Source organism: Acidovorax sp. GW101-11A03 (assembly GCF_059424825.1).
The window spans coordinates 21,965-41,225 of sequence record NZ_JBWKZU010000033.1; the positions used below are offsets into that span (position 1 = coordinate 21,965).

Here is a 19,261-nt window from a genome sequence, read left to right on the forward strand (position 1 = left end):
TTCACCGTTTTGATTTGTGGAGTCTCAACAAAATGGCCACTATTCCGATTACCAAACGCGGCGCTGAAAAGCTCAAGGAAGAGCTGCACCGTCTCAAGACCGTGGAGCGGCCCGCCGTGATCACGGCCATCGCTGAAGCACGTGCGCAAGGCGATCTGAGTGAAAACGCCGACTACGACGCGGCCAAGGATCGCCAGGGCTTTATCGAAGGCCGCATTCAGGAGATCGAGGGCAAGCTCTCTGTGGCGCAAGTCATCGACCCCAGCGGTGTGGATGGCGGCGGCAAGGTGGTTTTTGGCGCTACGGTCGAGCTGGAGGATGAGGACTCTGGCGATACCGTGAAGTACCAGATCGTGGGTGAGGATGAGGCCGATCTGAAGCAGGGCCTGATCAATATCTCCAGCCCCATCGCGCGGGCGCTGATCGGCAAGGAAGAGGGCGACACCGCCGAAGTGCAGGCGCCCGGCGGCATCCGCCGCTACGAAGTGGTGGCCGTGAGCTACCTGTGAACGCCGCCGTGCAGCGCATGCGCCACCGTCTTCCAGCCCTGGTGGCTGCCCTCTGGTGGGGCAGTTTGACCACCATCGGCTTTCTGGTAGTGCCTCTGTTGTTTGCATACCTGCCGTCCCCCAGCATCGCTGGCAACATGGCGGCCCGGCTGTTTGCTGCGCAGACCTGGGTGGCCGTGTCATGTTGCCTGGTGCTGTTGCTGATTTCCCGGCCCAGGAACGCTGTAGCGCAATACCCGTGGGCGCAGGGTGCTATGCTTTTTGTACTGGGTGGCCTGCTGCTGGCATTGGTCAATCAGTACGGTGTGGCTCCTCGCATCGTGGCCCGGCAAGACCTGCGTCTGTGGCACAGCGTGGGGACGGTGATGTACATGCTGCAGTGGGGCTGTGCGCTGGCGGTGTTTTGGCACACCCTGCGCCAGGACGCGGTTTTGATCCAGCCTGAGGTGAATCCAGACAAAGTCTGAGTGGGCTGGCTGGAGCGGGTTAGGATAGCGGTCCAAGATCGCCGGTGCGCCGTAGCGCTGCTAACTCGGGAGTGGCCGAGCTGCTACTGACAAGGCCGCAACAGCAGCTTTCGGTGGGCCTACTCGTACCAGTGCTCCGCAACCCAGGTTGCGGGCCGGATGTAGCGAAAGCGCCGGTTGCGCCGACCGGCCAACGCATCGGGCGGGTTGCATTCACCGTGAAAAATCACGATCCGAGCCCCGGGGGGCACAAAGGGCGCCCTCCAGTAATTGGTGGGCCAGGCCGGGATGCCGTGATACTTGAAGCTCGGGCACCACTCCGCAGGCCAGTAAGCGAGCTTGCCCTGGCGGTGTAGGAAGTCCGACAAGTAGGCCTGTTCGTTACGGAACTGCGCACGAATCTCTGCAAAATGCCCCCGAAAGTGCTCCAGCACATCGGGGTGCGCGCCCAGCTCAAAGCGGTACACGGACGAATTGCCGGTGATGCGCCAGGGGCGCTTGTAATCGTGGATGATCAGGAATTCGCCGGGCTGGGTGAAGAAGTCATCCAGCGATCCGGTGATCACCACGTCCACATCGAGGAACAGGGCTGTGCCTTTGAGGCCATGCAAGTCCTGGCTGAAGGTGGCTAGCTTGGTCCACCCCCTCTCGGGAATGCCGGGCGGCAGATCAAGTGGAGGTATGGGCAGGCATTGCACCTCGCTGCGTATGCCGGTGTTGTCATCCGTCAGGCAGACAAAGCGAAAGTCGCCGCTCAGGTGCCGACGGACCATGGCGTAAAGCCGGTTGACATACTCGGGGCCGTATTTCGTGCCCCATTTCATGCAGAGGATGTGGCGGACAGGCGCCGCGCCGACCGGGGCTGCAGGTGCTACCGCGCGGTTCATCAGTCTGCCTGGCGCTTTTTGATGGATTTTTGCTTGGGCTTGGCGCGCTTGATCTGGCCACCCGAGGTCAGGCGCTGGTTGCCCAGCACACGCAGTTGCTTGATTTCAGGGCGTTGGCCGCCCCGTTTGCTGAACTTGAGCACCTTGACGTCGCGCGGGCCGGGCATACGGTCTTCGTCCACCACCTTGGCCTTGGCGGGGATGGGGCGCCAGAGCACCAGCAGTTTGCCAATGTGCTGCACCGGGGCGGCGTTGAGTTCTGCGGCAAGCTCCTGGTACATCAGTTCGCGCGCTGCGCGGTCGTCGCCGAAGACGCGGACCTTGATGAGCCCATGGGCATTGAGGGCAGCATCCACCTCTTTCTTGACGGCGGGAGTCAGGCCATCGCCGCCGATCAGGACCACGGGGTCCAGGTGGTGGGCATTGGCGCGTTGTTCCCGGCGCTCGGCGGGAGTCAGTTGAATTTGGGGCATGGGCCGTATTATCGAGGCTGAAAGAAAAAAGTAATGAAAGTCAAAACCCAGAGCAAGAAGGTCAACAAGGCGTGGCTGAACGACCACGTCAACGACACCTACGTCAAATTGGCGCAGAAAGAGGGATACCGCGCGCGTGCTGCCTACAAGCTCAAGGAAATTGACGAGCAGTTGGGCCTCATCAAGCCGGGTTACACCGTGGTGGACCTGGGTTCTACCCCGGGTGCATGGAGCCAATACCTGCGTCGGCGCTTGTCCCCCGCCGGTGCGGCTGCGGGGCAGCTCAATGGCGCGATCATCGCGCTGGACATTCTGCCCATGGAGCCCATCGAGGGTGTAACGTACCTCAATGGCGATTTTCGTGAGCCCGATGTGCTGGAGCGCCTGGAGCAGGCGCTCGATGGCCGGGTGGTGGATGTGGTAGTGTCCGACATGGCGCCCAACCTTTCTGGCATCGGGTCGGCCGATGCGGCCCGTATTGCCCACCTGGTGGAGCTGGCGGTGGATTTTGCCTGCAACCATTTGAAACCGGATGGGGCGCTGGTGGTCAAGCTTTTCCACGGAAGCGGATACAACGACCTGGTGACCTTGTTCAAGCACACCTTCAAAGTGGTCAAACCGCTCAAACCCAAGGCTTCGCGCGACAAATCGTCAGAGACCTTTCTCGTGGGCATGGGGCTCAAGAAGGCGGCCTGAATTGGCTTGCCACCGGTCAAGAATTCGTGAAATTTGGCAGCAAAGCCCGCGCTGATCCCATGGCCGTCAGTGGGAATATGGGTGGCCCGGCGGCTTGAAAGACCTAAAATGCACCGCACATACGCCGTGACGGCAGTGTGTCCGTTTTCTGTTCCCCGCAACTGGAGCCCCGCTTGAACAATCAGTGGTTTTCAAAAATTGCCGTATGGCTGGTCATCGCCATGGTGCTGTTCACGGTGTTCAAACAGTTTGACACCCGCACTGGCGCCAGTGCCGGACACATCGGCTATTCCGAATTTCTTGACGAAGTCCGGAACAACCGCATCAAGAGCGCGACCATTCCCGAGGGGTTGAGCGGCGGTGAAATCGTGGCGATCACCACCGATGAGCGCAAGATCCGCACGAATGCCTCGGTGCTGGACCGGGGGCTGGTGGGCGACCTGCTCAACCACAACGTCAAATTCGACGTGAAGCCCCGTGAAGAAGGCTCACTTCTCATGACCCTGTTGGTCAGCTGGGGCCCCATGCTGCTGCTGATTGGCGTGTGGGTGTACTTCATGCGCCAGATGCAGGGCGGCGGCAAGGGCGGGGCGTTCAGCTTCGGCAAGAGCAAGGCGCGCATGCTCGACGAGAACAACAACCAGGTCACGTTCGCGGATGTGGCAGGTTGCGACGAAGCCAAGGAAGAAGTCAAGGAAGTCGTGGACTTCCTGAAGGACCCACAGAAGTTCCAGAAGCTCGGCGGCCGTATTCCGCGTGGCCTGCTGCTGGTCGGCCCTCCTGGTACCGGCAAGACCCTGCTGGCCAAGTCCATTGCGGGCGAAGCCAAGGTGCCTTTCTTCAGCATCTCGGGCTCGGACTTTGTGGAAATGTTCGTTGGCGTGGGCGCTGCCCGTGTGCGAGACATGTTCGACAACGCCAAGAAGAACGCCCCTTGCATCATCTTCATCGATGAAATCGACGCCGTGGGCCGCCAGCGTGGCGCTGGCCTGGGTGGCGGCAACGATGAGCGCGAGCAGACGCTGAACCAGATGCTGGTTGAGATGGACGGCTTCGAGACCAACCTAGGCGTGATCGTGGTGGCTGCCACCAACCGCCCTGACATCCTGGACGCGGCTCTTCTACGCCCCGGTCGTTTTGACCGCCAGGTGTATGTGACGCTGCCAGACATCCGTGGCCGCGAACAGATCCTGAATGTGCACATGCGCAAGATTCCGGTCGGTCAGGATGTAGCCCCTGCGATCATTGCCCGTGGCACGCCCGGCATGAGCGGCGCCGATCTGGCCAACCTGTGCAACGAGGCTGCGTTGATGGCGGCCCGCCGCAACGCCCGCACCGTGGAGATGCAGGACTTTGAGAAGGCCAAGGACAAGATCCTCATGGGCCCCGAGCGCAAGAGCATGGTCATGCCCGAGGAAGAGCGCCGCAACACGGCCTACCACGAGGCGGGCCACGCCCTGATTGGCAAGCTGCTGCCCAAGTGCGATCCGGTGCACAAGGTCACGATCATCCCCCGTGGCCGTGCCTTGGGCGTGACGATGAGCCTGCCCGAGCAGGACCGTTACAGCTATGACCGCGAATACATGCTCAACCAGATCAGCATGCTGTTCGGTGGCCGCATCGCCGAAGAAGTGTTCATGAACCAGATGACCACCGGTGCGAGCAATGACTTTGAGCGCGCCACGCACATCGCACGCGACATGGTGACCCGTTACGGCATGACTGCGGCCCTGGGGCCCATGGTCTATGCCGAAAACGAGGGGGAGGTCTTTCTGGGCCGTTCAGTCACCAAGACGACGAACATGAGCGAGCAGACCATGGAAAAGGTCGATAGCGAAGTGCGTCGCATCATCGACGAACAGTACAACCTGGCGCGTCGCCTGATCGAGGAGAACAGCGACAAGATGCACGCCATGGCCAAGGCCTTGCTCGAATGGGAAACCATTGATGCCGAGCAACTGGACGACATCATGGCGGGCAAGGAACCCCGTCCTCCCAAGGACTGGACGCCTCGCACCCCGCCCTCGGGTGGTGACAACTCCAGCGGCGGCACCCCTGCAGTGGCGGCAGATACCGCGCCCACAGCGGCTTGACGGTTTGCCAGTTCAGCCGTTCCCACGGGGCCTTGTGCCCCGTTTTTCGTTGTGTTTGAGGCTGCTGCCTTTCTTCTCCTGCGCTTTCAGGTTCGGCCCATACGCGCCGTATCCACTGGCTCCACAGGCTCTCTTGTAGTGATTCATGATCTGGCAAACCTCCCGCTTTTCCATCGATCTGGAGCGGCCCAAGGTCATGGGCATCGTCAATGTGACCCCGGACTCCTTCTCCGATGGTGGGCGCCATGCCTCTACCATCGCAGCGTTGCGGCATTGCGAGCAATTGCTCAAGGACGGAGCCGATATCCTGGACATCGGGGGCGAGTCCACCCGCCCCGGCAGCCCGGCCGTGCCTCTGGACGAAGAGCTGGCCCGTGTGGTGCCGCTGGTGCGCGAGGCGGTGGCGCTGGGCGTTCCAATTTCGGTGGACACGTACAAACCTGCCGTCATGCGGGCTGTGCTGGACCTGGGGGCCGATATCGTCAACGACATCTGGGCCTTGCGGCAACCGGGGGCGGTGGCCGTGGTGGCTACCCACCCTCAATGTGGTGTGTGCCTGATGCACATGCACCGAGACCCCCGGACCATGCAAGCGACTCCCATGACGGGAGATGTGGTGCCGCAAGTGCTATCATTTTTAGAGCTGCATGCGCATAATCTGCAGGCCCAGGGGGTTAAAAAGGATCAAATTCTCCTGGACCCGGGCATCGGCTTCGGCAAAACGGTGGAGCAGAACTTCGCCTTGCTTGCTCGACAGCATGACCTGCTGGGGGCCGGTTATCCGCTGTTGGCGGGCTGGTCGCGCAAGTCGTCGTTGGGTGCCGTCGCGGGGCTGGATGTAGACCAGCGCATGGTGCCCAGTGTGGCTGCTGCGGTGCTCGCAGTAGACCGGGGAGCTTCGGTGGTGCGCGTGCACGATGTGCGAGAGACGGTTGCTGCGCTGGCAGTGTGGTCGGCCATGCAGCGGACGGGCTGAAGGGGCAGCGCGCGGGGCATTCATGAGGGCGGTCTTGGAGCCTATTCACACTAACCAAACAGGTGGGATGGCGTGCTGTCCCACCAACAACTAGATCAACACGAGGAGACGCAGCAACATGACGCGCCAGTACTTTGGAACCGATGGCATCCGTGGCACGGTGGGGCAGCCACCCATTACGCCGGATTTTGTGTTGCGCCTGGCTCACGCAGTGGGGCGTGTCTTGCGGCAGAAGGAAGAGCGCCCGACGGTGTTGATCGGCAAGGACACCCGAATTTCTGGCTACATGCTGGAGAGCGCACTGGAGTCCGGCTTCAATTCCGCAGGCGTGGATGTGGTGCTGCTCGGGCCTTTGCCAACACCCGGTGTGGCCTACCTGACCCGTGCACAGCGGGCCAGCCTGGGCGTGGTCATCAGTGCGAGCCACAACCCGTACCCCGACAACGGCATCAAGTTTTTCAGTGCGCAGGGCACCAAACTGTCCGACGCCTGGGAGCTCGCTGTCGAAGAGGCCCTGGCCCAGCCACCGGTGTGGGCCGACTCGGCCAGCTTGGGCAAGGCGCGGCGGCTGGACGATGCCGCAGGGCGCTACATCGAATTCTGCAAGAGCACCTTCCCGCAGGATCTAACCCTCAAGGGGCTGAAAATCGTGGTGGACGCTGCCCATGGGGCGGCCTATCAAGTGGCTCCCAAGGTGTTTCACGAACTGGGGGCCGAAGTCCTGTCGATCGGATGTGCCCCGGACGGCCTGAACATCAACCATGAGGTGGGTGCCACGCACCCGGACGCCCTGGTGCGCGCAGTGCGTGCCAACCGGGCCGACTACGGGATAGCGCTGGACGGCGATGCGGACCGACTGCAGGTTGTGGATGCCACGGGGCGCCTGTACAACGGCGACGAGTTGCTGTATCTGATGGCCTCCGATCGCATGGGCCGCGACGAGCATGTGCCCGGCGTGGTAGGCACCTTGATGACCAACATGGCGGTGGAGGTGGCTTTGCAGTCCCGTGGGGTGAAGTTCGTGCGTGCCAAGGTGGGGGACCGCTATGTCCTCGAAGAACTGGCACGCCATCGCTGGGTGCTTGGGGGCGAAGGCTCTGGCCACCTGCTGGCGCTGGACCGGCACACCACGGGCGATGGCCTGGTGAGCGCCTTGCAGGTGTTGCAGGCCTGTGTGCGCAGTGGCCAGACGCTGGCCCAATTGCTGGCCGGGGTCACGCTGTATCCCCAGGTGCTGCTCAATGTCCGCCTGGCCCCAGGCCAGGACTGGAAGTCGAACCGCTTGCTGGCGGATACGACACATGCTGTGGAGCGCGATCTGGGGGCTTCGGGCCGGGTGCTCATCCGTGCCAGTGGCACGGAGCCTTTGCTGCGCGTGATGGTGGAGGCCCGGGATGCTGAGATGGCGAGCTCCTGCGCGCAGCGGCTGGCTGATGCGGCCCGTGCAGGCTAAGCGGTTGTCTGCTTTTGCACAGACCCCGGTGGGGCCGTTCTTCCCCATGCCAATCCTCAGGAGCGGGTTATGACGCCGGCCATAGACTCCGTGCCCTGCATCACCGTGCGCGCCGTGGACTACGCCAACCCCCGCGATGCAGCCGCACTTGTGGATTTGCTGGACGGCTACGCGCGGGACGTGGCGGGCGGTGGCAAGCCCTTGGAGGCTGAGGTCAAGCAAGGGCTGGTCCAGGCGCTGCGCCAGCGGCAGCCCCAGGCGTTCAGCGTCATGGCCTGGGCCGAGGAGGAGGGGAGCACCTCCGCGCCCCATGCCGGGGTGGCCGTGGGGCTAGTCAACTGCTTCGAAGGGTTCTCCACCTTTGCCTGCAGGCCCCTGGTCAATGTGCACGATGTGGTTGTGGTGCCGGCGTGGCGTGGCCATCGAATTGCGCAGCGCATGTTGCAAGAGGTCGAAACCCTGGCCCGGGGGCGCGGTGCCTGCAAGCTCACACTGGAGGTCCTGTCTGGCAACCGGGCGGCAATCCAAGCCTATGAGCGTGAAGGTTTTGCTGCCTACGCGCTGGACCCTCGGATGGGATCGGCGCAATTTTTTCAGAAGCTGTTGCTGGACTGAACGGGCGGCGGAGCCATCGCCCTGCCTGCAGGGGGCGCGGGCTCAGGCCAGGGCGTTCGCTGCGGAGGCCTGATGCAGGTGCTGGCGCATGAACACCTCCAGGTCCGCTGCAGGCAGTGGCGTGCTGAAGTGGTAGCCTTGGGCCTCATCGCATCCCTGAGCATGGAGGAAGGCCAACTGACCTTCCGTCTCGACGCCCTCGGCCGTGGTGCGGATGCCCAGCGCCTGCGCCATCCGGATGATGGCGCTCACGATGGCGCGGTCGTTGCTGTCGTTGCCCAGGTCGCGCACGAACGACTGGTCGATCTTGAGCTTGAATATCTGGAACCGCTTGAGCTGGCTCAGTGACGAGTAGCCGGTGCCAAAGTCATCCATGGACATGCGCACCCCTCTTGCATGCAACTGGTCCATGGTCGCTACGGCGGCATGTGGGTCGTCCACGGCCACCCCCTCGGTCAGTTCCAGCTCCAGCGAGTCGGGCGGAAGGTCAAACTCTGCCAGCATGCGGCTGACGAGTTCAGGCAACTGGGGCTGGCGGAACTGGATGGCGGAGAGGTTCACCGCCATCGTCAGCCCCGGGAAGCCGCAAGACCGCCAGGCCTTGAGCTGTGCGAGTGCTGTGCGCAGCACCCATTCCCCAATCTGCAGGATCTGCCCGCTGTCTTCGGCGATGGGGATGAACTCTGCGGGCGAGACCTGCCCGAGTTGTGGGTGTTGCCAGCGCAGCAAGGCCTCCACACTGCGGACATTGCCCGTGGCTAGGCTCATCTGGGGCTGGTAGTGCAGTCGGAACTGGTCGCGCTCCAGCGCACGGCGAAGGGCGTTTTCCAGCTGCAATGCGCGTACCGACTGGGCCTGCATTTCAGGAGTGAAGAAGCGGAATGTGTTGCGGCCATCCAGCTTGGCGCGGTACATCGCCACGTCGGCAGACTGGGTGAGCGTGTCGAAATCGCTCCCATCCTGCGGGAACAAGGCCACACCCATGGATGGCGCCATGGTCAGCTCGTGGTGGTCAATCTGATAGTGCTGGCGTGATGCCTCTTGCAGCTTGCCTGCCACCCGGGCTGCCCCATGGGCATTGGCGCCTGGCAGCAGCAGGATGAACTCGTCCCCGCCGAGGCGTGCCACGGTGTCCTTTTCGCGCACCACAGCACGCAGCCGTTTGGCAATCTCGACCAGCAGGGCATCGCCCACGCGGTGCCCCAGCGAGTCGTTCACGTGCTTGAAATGGTCCAGGTCCAGGAAGATCACGGCCAGTGGCGTGTTGTGCTCCTGGGCCACCTGAATGGCCTGCTGGGCACGCTCGGCCAGCAGTGCGCGGTTGGGCAGGCCGGTGAGCGCATCGTAGTGGGCCAGCCAGTAGATGCGCTCCTGGTCGGCCTTGCGGTCGTTGATCTCGCGGTGCAGGTTGTCTACCGTTTCGCGCAGCTCTCGCGTGCGGTCCTGCACCTGCTGTTCCAGTTCCTCGTGGGCGCGGGCCAGCGCTGCCTGGGCCTGTTTGCGCTCGGTGATGTCCATCGTGATCCAGATGGAGCCCTGAGAGGGGTCGGCGGGATCGATGGACTTGCTGCGAACCTCGCAGATCACTGGCGTGCCGTCCTTGCGGCAGAGTTCCACCTCGCCTTCATAGGATTGACCGGATGCCAGGCCTGGATAGCAGCGGCGTCCCACCTCCTCCCAGGCCTCGTCGCTGGCGTACCAGCGGCGCGACGAACTGCCCATGAGTTCGCCGGGCTGGAACCCCAGCATTTGCTCGAAGTGATCATTGCACCGGGTCAGGCGCCTGTCACGCAGAAACACAATGCCCACCATGGCACTGTCGAACAGCAGTTGCTTTTCGCGTTCAGCCGCGTTGAGGGCGGCCTGGGCGCGTTTTTGTTCGTCGATGTCGTCGAGGATCCAGATGGAGCCTTCGGAGGTGTCATGCGGATTGATGAGCCTGCCCGTGAGGCTGCCCCAAAAAAGGGTGCCGTCACGGCGGCGCAGCTGGCGTTCCACGCGGAAGGACTGTCCCTGCGCCAATACCGGGTAGGCCGCGCGACCCAACTCGCGGAATGCTTCGCGGTCGGGGTAGAAGGCTTCAGTGTTGAGCCCGACCAGGCGCGCGGGGCTGGGGTAGCCAAAAATCTCCGCATATCGCTGGTTGCAGCGGACCACGCTGCGTTGGCGCAGGAAAACGATACCCACCCCTGCGCTGTCGAGCAGGATTTGTTGTTCACGCAGGGTGCGATGCAGTGGCGGATCAGTAGCTACTCCAGGACGCTGCAATTCCGGAGCGCTGTACAGCGGGGACATAGAGACCAGTACGGGCGGCAGGGCCAGACGGTGGCCTCAAAAAATTTGTGCCAAAGTGTAGCAGTGCCAGCTTACAACCCTACTGCGGGTATGTCGCAGGGGGGAGCATGCTGGTTGGTGCAGCCTAGCCGCGCAGGTGTTGGCGCAGGTAGGCCTCGAACTCATCGGCGGGCAGGGGGCGGCTGAAGAGGTAGCCCTGGGCTTCATCGCAGCCTTGTTCTCGCAGGAATTCGAGTTGGCCATCGGTTTCCACCCCCTCGGCCGTGGTCTGCATGCCCAGCGCCTGCGCCATGCGGATGATGGCGCTCACGATGGCACGGTCGTTGGCATCGTCATCGAGATCGCGTACGAACGACTGATCGATTTTCAACTTGTAGATCTGGAAGCGTTTGAGGTAGCTCAGCGAGGAGTAGCCAGTGCCAAAGTCGTCCATCGACAAGCGCACGCCGCGGTCGTGCAACTGGTCCATCATGGCCAGCGCTGCGGCAGGGTCATCCACCGCCGCTCCCTCGGTCAGCTCCAGCTCCAGCCGACGGGCGGGCAAACCGGCCTGTTGCAGGCAGCGCGTCACCATTTCTGGCAGTTGCGGATGGCGGAACTGCACGGCAGAGAGGTTGACCGATATCGCCCGCAAGGGCAGTTGCATGTCCAGCCACCGCTTGGCGTCGTGCACGGCGGTGTGGATTACCCACTCGCCAATCGACACGATCATGCCGCTGCTCTCCGCCACAGGGATGAACTCTGCCGGTGACACCATGCCCAGCTCCGGATGGCGCCAACGCAGCAGTGCTTCGGCGCCCACCACCTGGCGTGTGGTGAGGGACACTTGCGGCTGGTAGTGCAGTTCGAACTGCTTGCGCTCTAAGGCGCGGCGCAGGGCATTTTCGATCTGCAGTGCGCGGGCGGTTCTGGCCTCCAGATCGGCCGTGAAGAACCCATATCGGTTGCGCCCATTTTGTTTGGCACGGTACATGGCGGCATCCGCGCGCTGGTACAGCGTGTCAAAGGAGTCGCCGTCGGCGGGATACATGGCGATGCCTACGGACAAGGTGGTGGTGAGTTCGTAGGGATCGATCTGGAAAGGCTGGGCCACAGCCGTCAGCAACCGGGTGGCCACTTCGGCGGCATGGGCTGCAGAGGCCGAGGGCAGCAGCAGCAGGAACTCATCGCCCCCCAGCCGCGAGACAGTGTCCTGCGGGTTCAGCAGGGACTGCAGGCGGCGTGCCACGGCCACAAGCAGGATGTCGCCAACCCGGTGGCCAAGCGAGTCGTTCACATTCTTGAAGTGGTCCAGGTCCAGGAACAGCATCGCCAGGGTGCCACCTTTGGCCTGCTCGTCAGCGATGTGGCGCTGGGCCCTTTCGGCCAGCAAGGCTCGGTTGGGCAGGTCGGTCAGAGGGTCAAAGTGTGCAAGGCGCTGAATGCGGTCTTGCGCCTCGCGCTGCACCGTGATGTCCCGGAACAGCGTGATCGAATGGGTGGCGCAGCCATTGCCATCGCGCACGCTGCTCACGGACAGCCATTGGGGGTAGGTGGAGCCGTCTTTGCGGCGGCCCCAGGCCTCGCCTTCCCAGTGCCCCTCTTGGGTGAGGCGGGCGTAAACGGCATCGGCATCGAAGTCCTGGGCGAACTCGGCCACGGTGAGCAGGCGCACGGACTGCCCAACAGCTTCGGATTCCTGGTAACCCGTGATGCGCGTGAAGGCCCGGTTGATGCGCACAATGGTGTGGGAGGCGTCTGCAACCACGATGGCTTCGCTGCTCTGGTCGAACACCTGGGCGGTCAGCAGCAGCTGTTCTTGCGAGCGTTTGCGTTCCGTGATGTCGCGCGACAAAAGGATGAAGCGGGGTATGGCGCCAGGCGAACCAGATTTGCGCGCAGCCGACAGTTCGAACCAGGTGGCACCAAGACCAGGCAGGTCCAGCACAATTTGCCGTCCGGCAGACCAGCCCTGCGCCTGGGCTTCTTTCAACACATCCATCACCGACAGTGCTGCCAGGGCAGGGAGCACATCGGTCACATTGCGCCCAATCAATTGCTCGGCGGGGGCTACAAGCAGCTCGGTACGCGGGCTGTGTACGCTGTAGTAGCGGCCATCGATGTCAAGTTCGAACAGGGGGTCGGGAATGGCGTCGATGGTGGCCCGCAACTGCTGCTGAGTGGCCTGGATTTCGGAGGTGCGCTGGGCCACTTGAAAGGCCAGCCCGCGCTCATGCGCTTTCAGGGCTACAAGGAGGCGGGCCAGGAAAGCCATGAGCAGCGCAAACAGCAGGCCCAGGGCACAACGCAGCGCCAGTACGGCTGGTGTATCCCAGCCCTTGGCAGGCGCTAGGCTCAGCGTCCATTGCCCGTTGGGCAGAGTCAGTGCGCGGCCCACTGCATCGGCTCCGGGGGGCGGAGTCGATGCCGCAATGGTCTGTTCTTCGCCAGTGTCGGGCCGCACCCGCCAAAGACGGTAGTGGTAGCCGCGTTCGGTGAGTTGGGGCAGCCGGGTGGCTGCCAGTACCTCGGGCAGGCGAATGGTGACATAGGTGAAGCCCCAGAAGCTGCGCTGCCCCTGTTCGCCGTCCAGGTACACCGGCTGGCGGCCCACCACCCCAAGGCCCCCCTGCACAAGCTCGATGGGGCCGGCCAGCGTGAGCAGACCCGTATCGCGCGCGCGTATCGATTCTGCGCTTTGCTTGGGGTCGTTGAGCTGGTCAAACCCGATCAGGCTTTCATTTCCTTGGCGAGGGACAACCTGCTTCACCACTCCTCCGGGCGAGAGGCCCATGGCCGCAATGCCGGGGTAGAACGGCAGCATCTGCGTGCCCACTTCCTCAAATTGGGTGACATTGCCCCGCCCTTGCCGGACCAGCGCTACGAGTGCGTTGTTGGCCGACAGCGCCAGTTCGATCGCGCGTTGCAGCGCCTGCACATGGTCACCCGCCATGTCTGCGGCCTGGGTGCGCTGCTGGGCTCTGTCCTGTTGCTCCAGGGTCCAGATCAGCGCGCCCGCACAGAGTGCGGCCAGCGCAAACACGGCCAGGAAGGCCGTCAGAGCGCGGCGGGATGAGGGCGGGGGCTGTGCGGACATGTTGCAGCTTCCTGAACCGATTATGCAGGCCCAGGGATTGCGTGGCACCCGTCGCAAAGGGCCTCTTTGTCATGTTGCTGACATGCTGTCGACACGGTGGCGTCATGCACCAATTCCACACTCGCGGCCAGGGAAAAGGATTCCCTGAGTGGCTGGCGGCTCCAGCCGGCCCGTCCTCAAAGAAAGAGACGCTGCACCATGAATGAATTGTCCCGTCTGACCTTGTCGCCCGCTGCCGATGCCCTTGGTGCCGGCGCTTCGCATCGCCCTGCAGCTGTGTCGGGGGCTGCGAAGCCTGGCCAGGAGCGAGGAGCCATTGAGGTGACGTGGGCAAGGCATCTGGATGAGGTGCGCGCGGCGCAGCGACTCCGGTTCGACGTTTTTGCTGCTGAGATGGGCGCTCGATTGACGACCCCCATCGCAGGCCACGACGTTGATCTGTTCGACGACTACTGCGAACACCTTTTGGTGCGCGATGCCCAGAGCCAGCAAGTCATTGGGACTTACCGAGTGCTCACGCCCGCACAGGCCAGGCGGGTGGGCGGTACCTACAGCGATACCGAATTTGACCTGACGCGCTTGCGCACCCTGCGTCCCCGCATGGTGGAGCTGGGCCGCAGCTGCGTGCATCCCGACCACCGCCATGGGGGGGTGATCATGGCCTTGTGGAGCGCCCTGGCGGATTTCATGGTGCGCAACCAGCTCGACACCATGATTGGCTGCGCGAGCATTCCGATGCTGCACAACGGCGTGGTCAGTGGTGATGCCGCCGCGAGCATCTGGCAGCAGGTGCGCAAGACCCATCTTGCCGCGATTGAATACCATGTGCTCCCGCGTCTTCCCTTGCCGGTGGAGCACCTGGACAGCTCCATCGCCGTGGAGCCTCCAGCGCTGATCAAGGGCTATCTGCGCCTGGGGGCGCGCGTGCTGGGTGCTCCCGCCTGGGACCCCGATTTCAACACCGCAGACCTGCCCATGCTGATGCGACTGGCAGACCTGCATCCCCGCTATCGCAAGCACTTCCTGGGGGCCTGATGCGCGCCGCGTTCGACGCACTCGGTCCTTGGCTGCATGAGCCCTTGGGGCCGGATGAAACCGAGCCCGACACCCTCTTGTCTGCCAGCGGGCCGCACCGGTACCGCGCCGTGTTCATTTCCGATTTGCACCTCGGTACACCAGGGTGCCAGGCCGTGGCTCTGTTGGACTTTCTCAAGCACCACCCCAGCGATCATCTTTATCTTGTGGGTGACATCGTGGACGGTTGGCAGTTGCGGCGTAAGTGGTTCTGGCCGCAGACCCACAACGATGTGGTGCAGAAGCTGCTGCGTCGGGCACGCAAGGGGTGCCGGGTGGTGTTTGTGCCGGGCAACCATGATGAATTTGCGCGGGCGTTTGTAGGTCACTCGTTTGGCGGCATCGAGGTCGTGGCGGATGCGGTGCACACCACGGCCGATGGACGCAGCCTCTGGGTTACGCATGGAGACCACTTTGACGGTGTCATCCAGTGCGCCAAGTGGCTCGCATACCTGGGTGACAACCTGTACGAGTTCACGCTCAAGCTCAATCGTCATCTCAACACTTTGCGTGCGCGCTTGGGGCTGCCTTACTGGTCGTTGTCGGCCTACCTCAAAGGCAAGGTGAAGAAGGCCCTCAATTACGTGACGGATTTTGAAGTTGCTGTGGCCACAGAGGCGCGCCGCCGTGGTCACGATGGTGTGGTATGCGGCCACATCCACCGGGCCGAGATGCGGGAGATCGGTGGCACGCTGTACTGCAACGACGGTGATTGGGTGGAAAGCCACACCGCACTGGTAGAGCATTTGGACGGTCGGCTTGAACTGCTGCAGTGGCCCGCTGTGCCCGCGCACAGCTCAACATCCTCTGTCAAAGCCGGAGCCTCCGCATGAAAATTGCTCTGCTGACAGACGCGTGGTTGCCACAGGTCAATGGGGTGGTCACGACTTTGCTGGAACTGGTGCGGGAGCTGGAAGGGGTGGGGCACGAAGTGCAGGTGGTGCATCCGGGGCTGTTCACCACGCGGTCTTGCCCTGGCTATGCGGGCATTGATCTGGCGGTGCGTCCAGGTCGCTTGGTGGCCAAGATGCTGGACGACATGCAGCCCGATGCCATCCACCTGGCTACCGAGGGGCCGCTCGGCTGGGCCGGGCGCAGCCATTGCCTGCGGCGCGGGCTGGCGTTCACGACTGCGTTTCATACCAAGTTTCCGGAGATTCTCCATGCGGCGCTGCGGGTTCCGCTGTCGTGGGGGTATGCGCTGTTCCGGCATTTCCACCGGCCTTCGTGCGGCGTGATGGTGCCCACGCATGGGGTGTTGCAGATGCTGGAGCAGCGGGGCTTTCGCAATCTGCGCCCGTGGACGCATGGCGTGGACACCCAGGCTTTCCCATTCCAAGGCGCGGCCTGTCCCAGCCCGCTGACCGGGGCTTTGGCCCACCCTGTGTCCTTGTATGTGGGGCGAATCTCCTACGAAAAGAACATTGAGGCTTTTTTGCAGTTGGACATGCCAGGCACCAAGGTGGTATGTGGCGTCGGGCCGCTGGAGGCGCGGTTCAAGGCAAAGTACCCGCAGGTGCGCTGGCTCGGTATTCTGGATCGTGCGGCTCTGGCGCAGGTGTATGCAGCGGCCGATGTTTTTGTTTTTCCGAGTCGCTCGGAAACTTTTGGACTCGTGATGCTGGAGGCCATGGCTTGCGGGACCCCCGTGGCGGCCTTTCCGGTGGACGGTCCCATGGAAGTGCTGGGGGCTCACCTGGGGCGTGTTCCCCGTGGTGGCGTGCTGCATGACAACTTGCTGACGGCCAGTCAGCAGGCACTGGCGATTCCACGCTCCGAGGCGCGCAGCCGTGCCATGGACTTCACCTGGACCCAGGCCGCGCAGTTGTTCCAGCAATACCTTGTACCTGCCCGCAGTGCGCCTGTGACGGGTTGTGCGACTGTCACAAAATCTGTCACATCACTGTCATCTGGTCGTTAAATACTGGGGCCATCCTGCATTTGTTGCGTTTGCGTATCCATGTTGCCTTTGCTTCCAAATGATGCTGTGTCCGCGCAGCGTGAGCGTTTAGATACTGTGGCAGACGCATTGCGGGCGCCGCTGCCCGGCGAGGGGCGCGCGCCAGAGGTGCCACATGACGGGGCGCCGCCCGCCATGTTCCTCGACCGTGACCACAGCATTCTGGCGTTCAATGAGCGGGTCTTCGACTGGGCAGTGCGCGCGGACGTGCCGTTGCTGGAGCGCCTGCGCTATTTGTGCATTGTGTCGTCCAATCTGGACGAGTTTTTCGAGGTGCGCGCCGCACCCCACATCACCGCTGCCAAAAAGGGCGAAACCAAGGGGCTCTACACCGTAGGCTCCTTTGAGGCGCTCTCTATCAAGGTCCACGATCTGGTGGAGCGGCAGTACACCCTGTACAACGACGCCCTGGTGCCCGCTTTTGCTCAGCATGGCATTCGTATCGTTGGCCATGGTGACAGATCACCCGAGCAGAGGCGCTGGGTGCATGACTACTTTGTGCGCGAAGTGCGTCCTTTGTTGATTCCTGTGGGGCTGGACCCAGCGCACCCCTTTCCGCAGGTGGCCAACAAATCCTTGAACTTCATCGTTCGTCTCAAGGGACACGACGCTTTCGGGCGCGAAAACGAAATTGCCATCGTGAAGGTGCCGCGCGCGCTGCCACGCCTGATCCGCATTCCGGCGAAGGTGGCGCCCAGCGAGGCACTGTTCGTCAGCCTTTCAAGCATCATCCGCGCGCACCTGGAAGACCTTTTCCCAGGCCGGGAAGTCACCGAGTTCTCACAGTTCCGGGTTACGCGCCACTCCGATCTGGCACTGGATGAGGAGGACGTGCGCAACCTGCGCACCGCGCTTCGCCAAGGGTTGCAGCACCGCCACTACGGGCAGGCTGTGCGGCTGGAGGTGTCGGCGGGGTGCTCGAAATTTCTTTCGGATTTTCTGCTGGCGCAGTTCGGCCTTCCGGCTGCGGCGCTGTACCGCGTGCATGGGCCTGTGAACCTGGTGCGGCTGACGCAACTGGTGGACCTCGTCAACGACCCTGCGTTGCTGTTCCCGGCCTGGAGTTCGTCGTGGCCGCGCCAGTTGCAGCCGGGTGTGTCCATCATGGATCAGTTGCGCCAGCGGGACGTGTTGATCCACCAGCCCTTTGAGAGCTTCGATGGCCTGCTGGCCTTCTTGCGCGAGGCCGTGAACGATCCGCAGGTGTTGGTCATCAAGCAGACCATCTACCGCACAGGCGCCGATTCGGAGCTCATGGACCTGTTGTCCGAGGCGGTGCGCCGGGGCAAGGAAGTCATGGCGGTCGTGGAACTGAAAGCGCGTTTTGACGAAGAGGCCAACATCAACTGGGCTGAAGCGTTGGAGTCGATTGGCGCGCAGGTGGTTTACGGCGTGGTGGGGCTCAAGACCCACGCGAAGATGCTGCTGGTCACGCGCAGGGAGGGGCGGCAGCTGCGGCGCTATGGGCATCTCTCCACCGGCAACTACAACGTGCGCACGGCCCGGCTCTACACCGATCTGAGCTACTTGACAGCCGACGAGGAAACCACCGCCGACATGGACGGGGTGTTCAACCACCTGGCCAGCCAGAATCGCCCGCCCAAGCTGCGCAAGCTCATGCTGGCGCCTTTTCATCTGCACCGCCGCATGATCGACAAGATCGAGCAGGTCGGGCAGGCAGCAAGCCGGGGCGAGGACGCGCGGATCGTCGCCAAGATGAATGCACTCACGGATGAGACATTGATTCGCGCACTGATCCTCGCGGGGCAACGCGGAGCGCGCATTGACCTCATTGTGCGCGGTGCCTGCATGCTGGCCGCCCAGGTGCCGGGCGTCACGGACAACATCCGTGTGCGCTCCGTGATTGGTCGTTTTCTCGAACACACGCGTGTCTTCTATTTCCGTGCGGGCGTGGAGGAAGACCTGTATCTATCCAGTGCCGACTGGATGAACCGCAACATGATGCGCCGTGTGGAGCTGGCCTGGCCCGTCACGGACCCTGGCTTGCGCCAGCAGATCGTGGACGAATGCCTGGTTGCTTATCTGCATGATGACCGCGACGCCTGGACCCTCAACGCGCGTGGCACCTATGACCGTGCCCCGCGACCGGCGGATGGACTGGGTGCACAGAATGCCTTGATGGTGCGCTATGGGCCCGCCACGGCCATTTCCCGGGTCGAGCAAAGGGCGGAATGATGGATCTGATTCTGTGGCGTCACGCTGAAGCCGAAGAGGCTCTGGACGGCGGCGATGATCTGGCGCGGGTGCTGACTTCCCGGGGGGAAAAACAGGCGGCGCGCATGGCGGCATGGCTGGATCGGCAACTGCCGGAGGGGTTGCGCGTGCTGGCAAGCCCCGCACGGCGGACCGAGCAGACCGCCAACGCGCTGGGGCGCAAGTTCAAGATGCGGGCGGAGCTGCTTCCCGGCGGAAGTGTCGAGGATCTGCTGGAGCTGGCCCAGTGGCCTCGCGCCAAGGGCGCGGTGCTGATTGTCGGGCACCAGCCTGTGCTCGGGCAGACCATTGCTCAGTTGCTGGAGCTGCAGGCCTCTGAATGTGCAGTCCGAAAAGGCGCCGTGTGGTGGCTGCGTCAGCGCCAGCGGCTGGACCAGAGCCAGACGGTGCTGCTGACGGTGCAATCACCGGAATTCCTCTAGCTCGCGCGGCGAGAAGAGGAAGCGGCGGGC

At 63.1% G+C, this 19,261-nt stretch carries 16 protein-coding genes; 12 read left to right on the forward strand and 4 right to left on the reverse strand.

The window, feature by feature from the left end:
- The first annotated feature begins 32 nt into the window (after positions 1-32).
- Positions 33-509: a transcription elongation factor GreA gene (greA, locus tag AC07Z7_RS14810; RefSeq protein ID WP_094287859.1), complete on the forward strand. Its 477-nt coding sequence runs from the start codon at positions 33-35 to the stop codon at positions 507-509.
- Positions 510-526: 17 nt separating this feature from the next.
- Complete coding sequence (locus AC07Z7_RS14815; protein WP_494766709.1) at positions 527-976, forward strand: DUF4149 domain-containing protein; 450 nt, start codon at positions 527-529, stop codon at positions 974-976.
- Positions 977-1,095: 119 nt separating this feature from the next.
- Here the strand turns inward: AC07Z7_RS14815 and AC07Z7_RS14820 are convergent, their stop codons facing one another.
- Positions 1,096-1,863: a glycosyltransferase gene (locus AC07Z7_RS14820; RefSeq protein WP_440114353.1), complete on the reverse strand. Its 768-nt coding sequence runs from the start codon at positions 1,861-1,863 to the stop codon at positions 1,096-1,098.
- Entirely contained in the window at positions 1,863-2,336 is a 474-nt protein-coding gene (locus AC07Z7_RS14825) for a YhbY family RNA-binding protein (protein WP_494766696.1), read from the reverse strand. Before AC07Z7_RS14825 ends, AC07Z7_RS14820 begins: the two co-directional genes overlap by 1 nt.
- A 33-nt stretch (positions 2,337-2,369) precedes the next feature.
- Between AC07Z7_RS14825 and AC07Z7_RS14830 the strand changes: the two genes are divergently transcribed.
- The 5 genes from AC07Z7_RS14830 (at position 2,370) to AC07Z7_RS14850 (ending at position 8,169) form a co-directional block, all read left to right on the forward strand.
- On the forward strand, positions 2,370-3,032 hold the full coding sequence (locus tag AC07Z7_RS14830; RefSeq protein WP_494766697.1) for an RlmE family RNA methyltransferase: 663 nt from the start codon (positions 2,370-2,372) through the stop codon (positions 3,030-3,032).
- A 173-nt stretch (positions 3,033-3,205) separates the two neighbouring features.
- Positions 3,206-5,125, forward strand: a complete 1,920-nt coding sequence (gene ftsH / locus AC07Z7_RS14835; RefSeq protein WP_094287872.1) for an ATP-dependent zinc metalloprotease FtsH — start codon at positions 3,206-3,208, stop codon at positions 5,123-5,125.
- A 145-nt stretch (positions 5,126-5,270) separates the two neighbouring features.
- Entirely contained in the window at positions 5,271-6,101 is an 831-nt protein-coding gene (gene folP, locus AC07Z7_RS14840) for a dihydropteroate synthase (RefSeq protein WP_494766698.1), read from the forward strand.
- Positions 6,102-6,219: 118 nt separating this feature from the next.
- The gene (gene glmM, locus AC07Z7_RS14845) at positions 6,220-7,554 is read left to right on the forward strand and encodes a phosphoglucosamine mutase (protein ID WP_494766699.1); all 1,335 of its coding nucleotides are present in this window, start codon (positions 6,220-6,222) and stop codon (positions 7,552-7,554) included.
- 69 nt (positions 7,555-7,623) lie between these two features.
- Positions 7,624-8,169, forward strand: coding sequence for a GNAT family N-acetyltransferase (locus AC07Z7_RS14850; RefSeq protein WP_494766700.1), 546 nt, complete (start codon positions 7,624-7,626; stop codon positions 8,167-8,169).
- Between the two features lie 42 nt (positions 8,170-8,211).
- Here AC07Z7_RS14850 and AC07Z7_RS14855 read toward each other — a convergent pair whose 3' ends face one another.
- Both AC07Z7_RS14855 and AC07Z7_RS14860 read right to left on the reverse strand, forming a co-directional pair.
- Entirely contained in the window at positions 8,212-10,464 is a 2,253-nt protein-coding gene (locus AC07Z7_RS14855; RefSeq protein WP_094287880.1) for a bifunctional diguanylate cyclase/phosphodiesterase, read from the reverse strand.
- Positions 10,465-10,588: 124 nt separating this feature from the next.
- Positions 10,589-13,540 (reverse strand): bifunctional diguanylate cyclase/phosphodiesterase, encoded by a 2,952-nt coding sequence (locus tag AC07Z7_RS14860; protein ID WP_494766701.1) that lies wholly within the window; start codon positions 13,538-13,540, stop codon positions 10,589-10,591.
- A 198-nt stretch (positions 13,541-13,738) separates the two neighbouring features.
- On the opposite strand from AC07Z7_RS14860, the gene AC07Z7_RS14865 reads away from it, so the two are divergent.
- The 5 genes from AC07Z7_RS14865 to AC07Z7_RS14885 are packed head-to-tail and all read left to right on the forward strand — an operon-like array spanning position 13,739 to position 19,231.
- Positions 13,739-14,575 carry a GNAT family N-acetyltransferase gene (locus AC07Z7_RS14865; RefSeq protein WP_094287884.1) on the forward strand — a complete coding sequence of 279 codons (837 nt, stop codon included), beginning with the start codon at positions 13,739-13,741 and terminating at the stop codon, positions 14,573-14,575.
- A complete protein-coding gene (locus AC07Z7_RS14870) occupies positions 14,575-15,447 on the forward strand; it encodes a UDP-2,3-diacylglucosamine diphosphatase (RefSeq protein WP_252658275.1) in 873 nt (290 codons plus the stop codon). Before AC07Z7_RS14865 ends, AC07Z7_RS14870 begins: the two co-directional genes overlap by 1 nt.
- Positions 15,444-16,535, forward strand: a complete 1,092-nt coding sequence (locus AC07Z7_RS14875; RefSeq protein ID WP_252658410.1) for a glycosyltransferase family 4 protein — start codon at positions 15,444-15,446, stop codon at positions 16,533-16,535. The genes AC07Z7_RS14870 and AC07Z7_RS14875 overlap by 4 nt, the downstream gene beginning before the upstream one ends.
- A gap of 39 nt (positions 16,536-16,574) precedes the next feature.
- A complete protein-coding gene (gene ppk1 / locus AC07Z7_RS14880) occupies positions 16,575-18,770 on the forward strand; it encodes a polyphosphate kinase 1 (protein ID WP_289814345.1) in 2,196 nt (731 codons plus the stop codon).
- A complete protein-coding gene (locus AC07Z7_RS14885; RefSeq protein ID WP_094287890.1) occupies positions 18,767-19,231 on the forward strand; it encodes a SixA phosphatase family protein in 465 nt (154 codons plus the stop codon). Before ppk1 ends, AC07Z7_RS14885 begins: the two co-directional genes overlap by 4 nt.
- Positions 19,232-19,261 lie beyond the last annotated feature (30 nt).

Bases quoted from the DNA above. Each gene is read 5' to 3' on its own strand.
- AC07Z7_RS14820 (WP_440114353.1), bottom strand. From the start codon at position 1,863: ATGAACCGCGCGGTAGCACCTGCAGCCCCGGTCGGCGCGGCGCCTGTC.
- AC07Z7_RS14865 (WP_094287884.1), top strand. From the start codon at position 13,739: ATGAATGAATTGTCCCGTCTGACCTTGTCGCCCGCTGCCGATGCCCTT.
- AC07Z7_RS14875 (WP_252658410.1), top strand. From the start codon at position 15,444: ATGAAAATTGCTCTGCTGACAGACGCGTGGTTGCCACAGGTCAATGGG.
- AC07Z7_RS14885 (WP_094287890.1), top strand. From the start codon at position 18,767: ATGATGGATCTGATTCTGTGGCGTCACGCTGAAGCCGAAGAGGCTCTG.
- folP (WP_494766698.1), top strand. From the start codon at position 5,271: ATGATCTGGCAAACCTCCCGCTTTTCCATCGATCTGGAGCGGCCCAAG.
- glmM (WP_494766699.1), top strand. From the start codon at position 6,220: ATGACGCGCCAGTACTTTGGAACCGATGGCATCCGTGGCACGGTGGGG.
- AC07Z7_RS14830 (WP_494766697.1), top strand. From the start codon at position 2,370: ATGAAAGTCAAAACCCAGAGCAAGAAGGTCAACAAGGCGTGGCTGAAC.
- AC07Z7_RS14825 (WP_494766696.1), bottom strand. From the start codon at position 2,336: ATGCCCCAAATTCAACTGACTCCCGCCGAGCGCCGGGAACAACGCGCC.
- greA (WP_094287859.1), top strand. From the start codon at position 33: ATGGCCACTATTCCGATTACCAAACGCGGCGCTGAAAAGCTCAAGGAA.
- AC07Z7_RS14870 (WP_252658275.1), top strand. From the start codon at position 14,575: ATGCGCGCCGCGTTCGACGCACTCGGTCCTTGGCTGCATGAGCCCTTG.
- AC07Z7_RS14850 (WP_494766700.1), top strand. From the start codon at position 7,624: ATGACGCCGGCCATAGACTCCGTGCCCTGCATCACCGTGCGCGCCGTG.
- AC07Z7_RS14855 (WP_094287880.1), bottom strand. From the start codon at position 10,464: ATGTCCCCGCTGTACAGCGCTCCGGAATTGCAGCGTCCTGGAGTAGCT.
- AC07Z7_RS14815 (WP_494766709.1), top strand. From the start codon at position 527: ATGCGCCACCGTCTTCCAGCCCTGGTGGCTGCCCTCTGGTGGGGCAGT.
- AC07Z7_RS14860 (WP_494766701.1), bottom strand. From the start codon at position 13,540: ATGTCCGCACAGCCCCCGCCCTCATCCCGCCGCGCTCTGACGGCCTTC.
- ppk1 (WP_289814345.1), top strand. From the start codon at position 16,575: ATGTTGCCTTTGCTTCCAAATGATGCTGTGTCCGCGCAGCGTGAGCGT.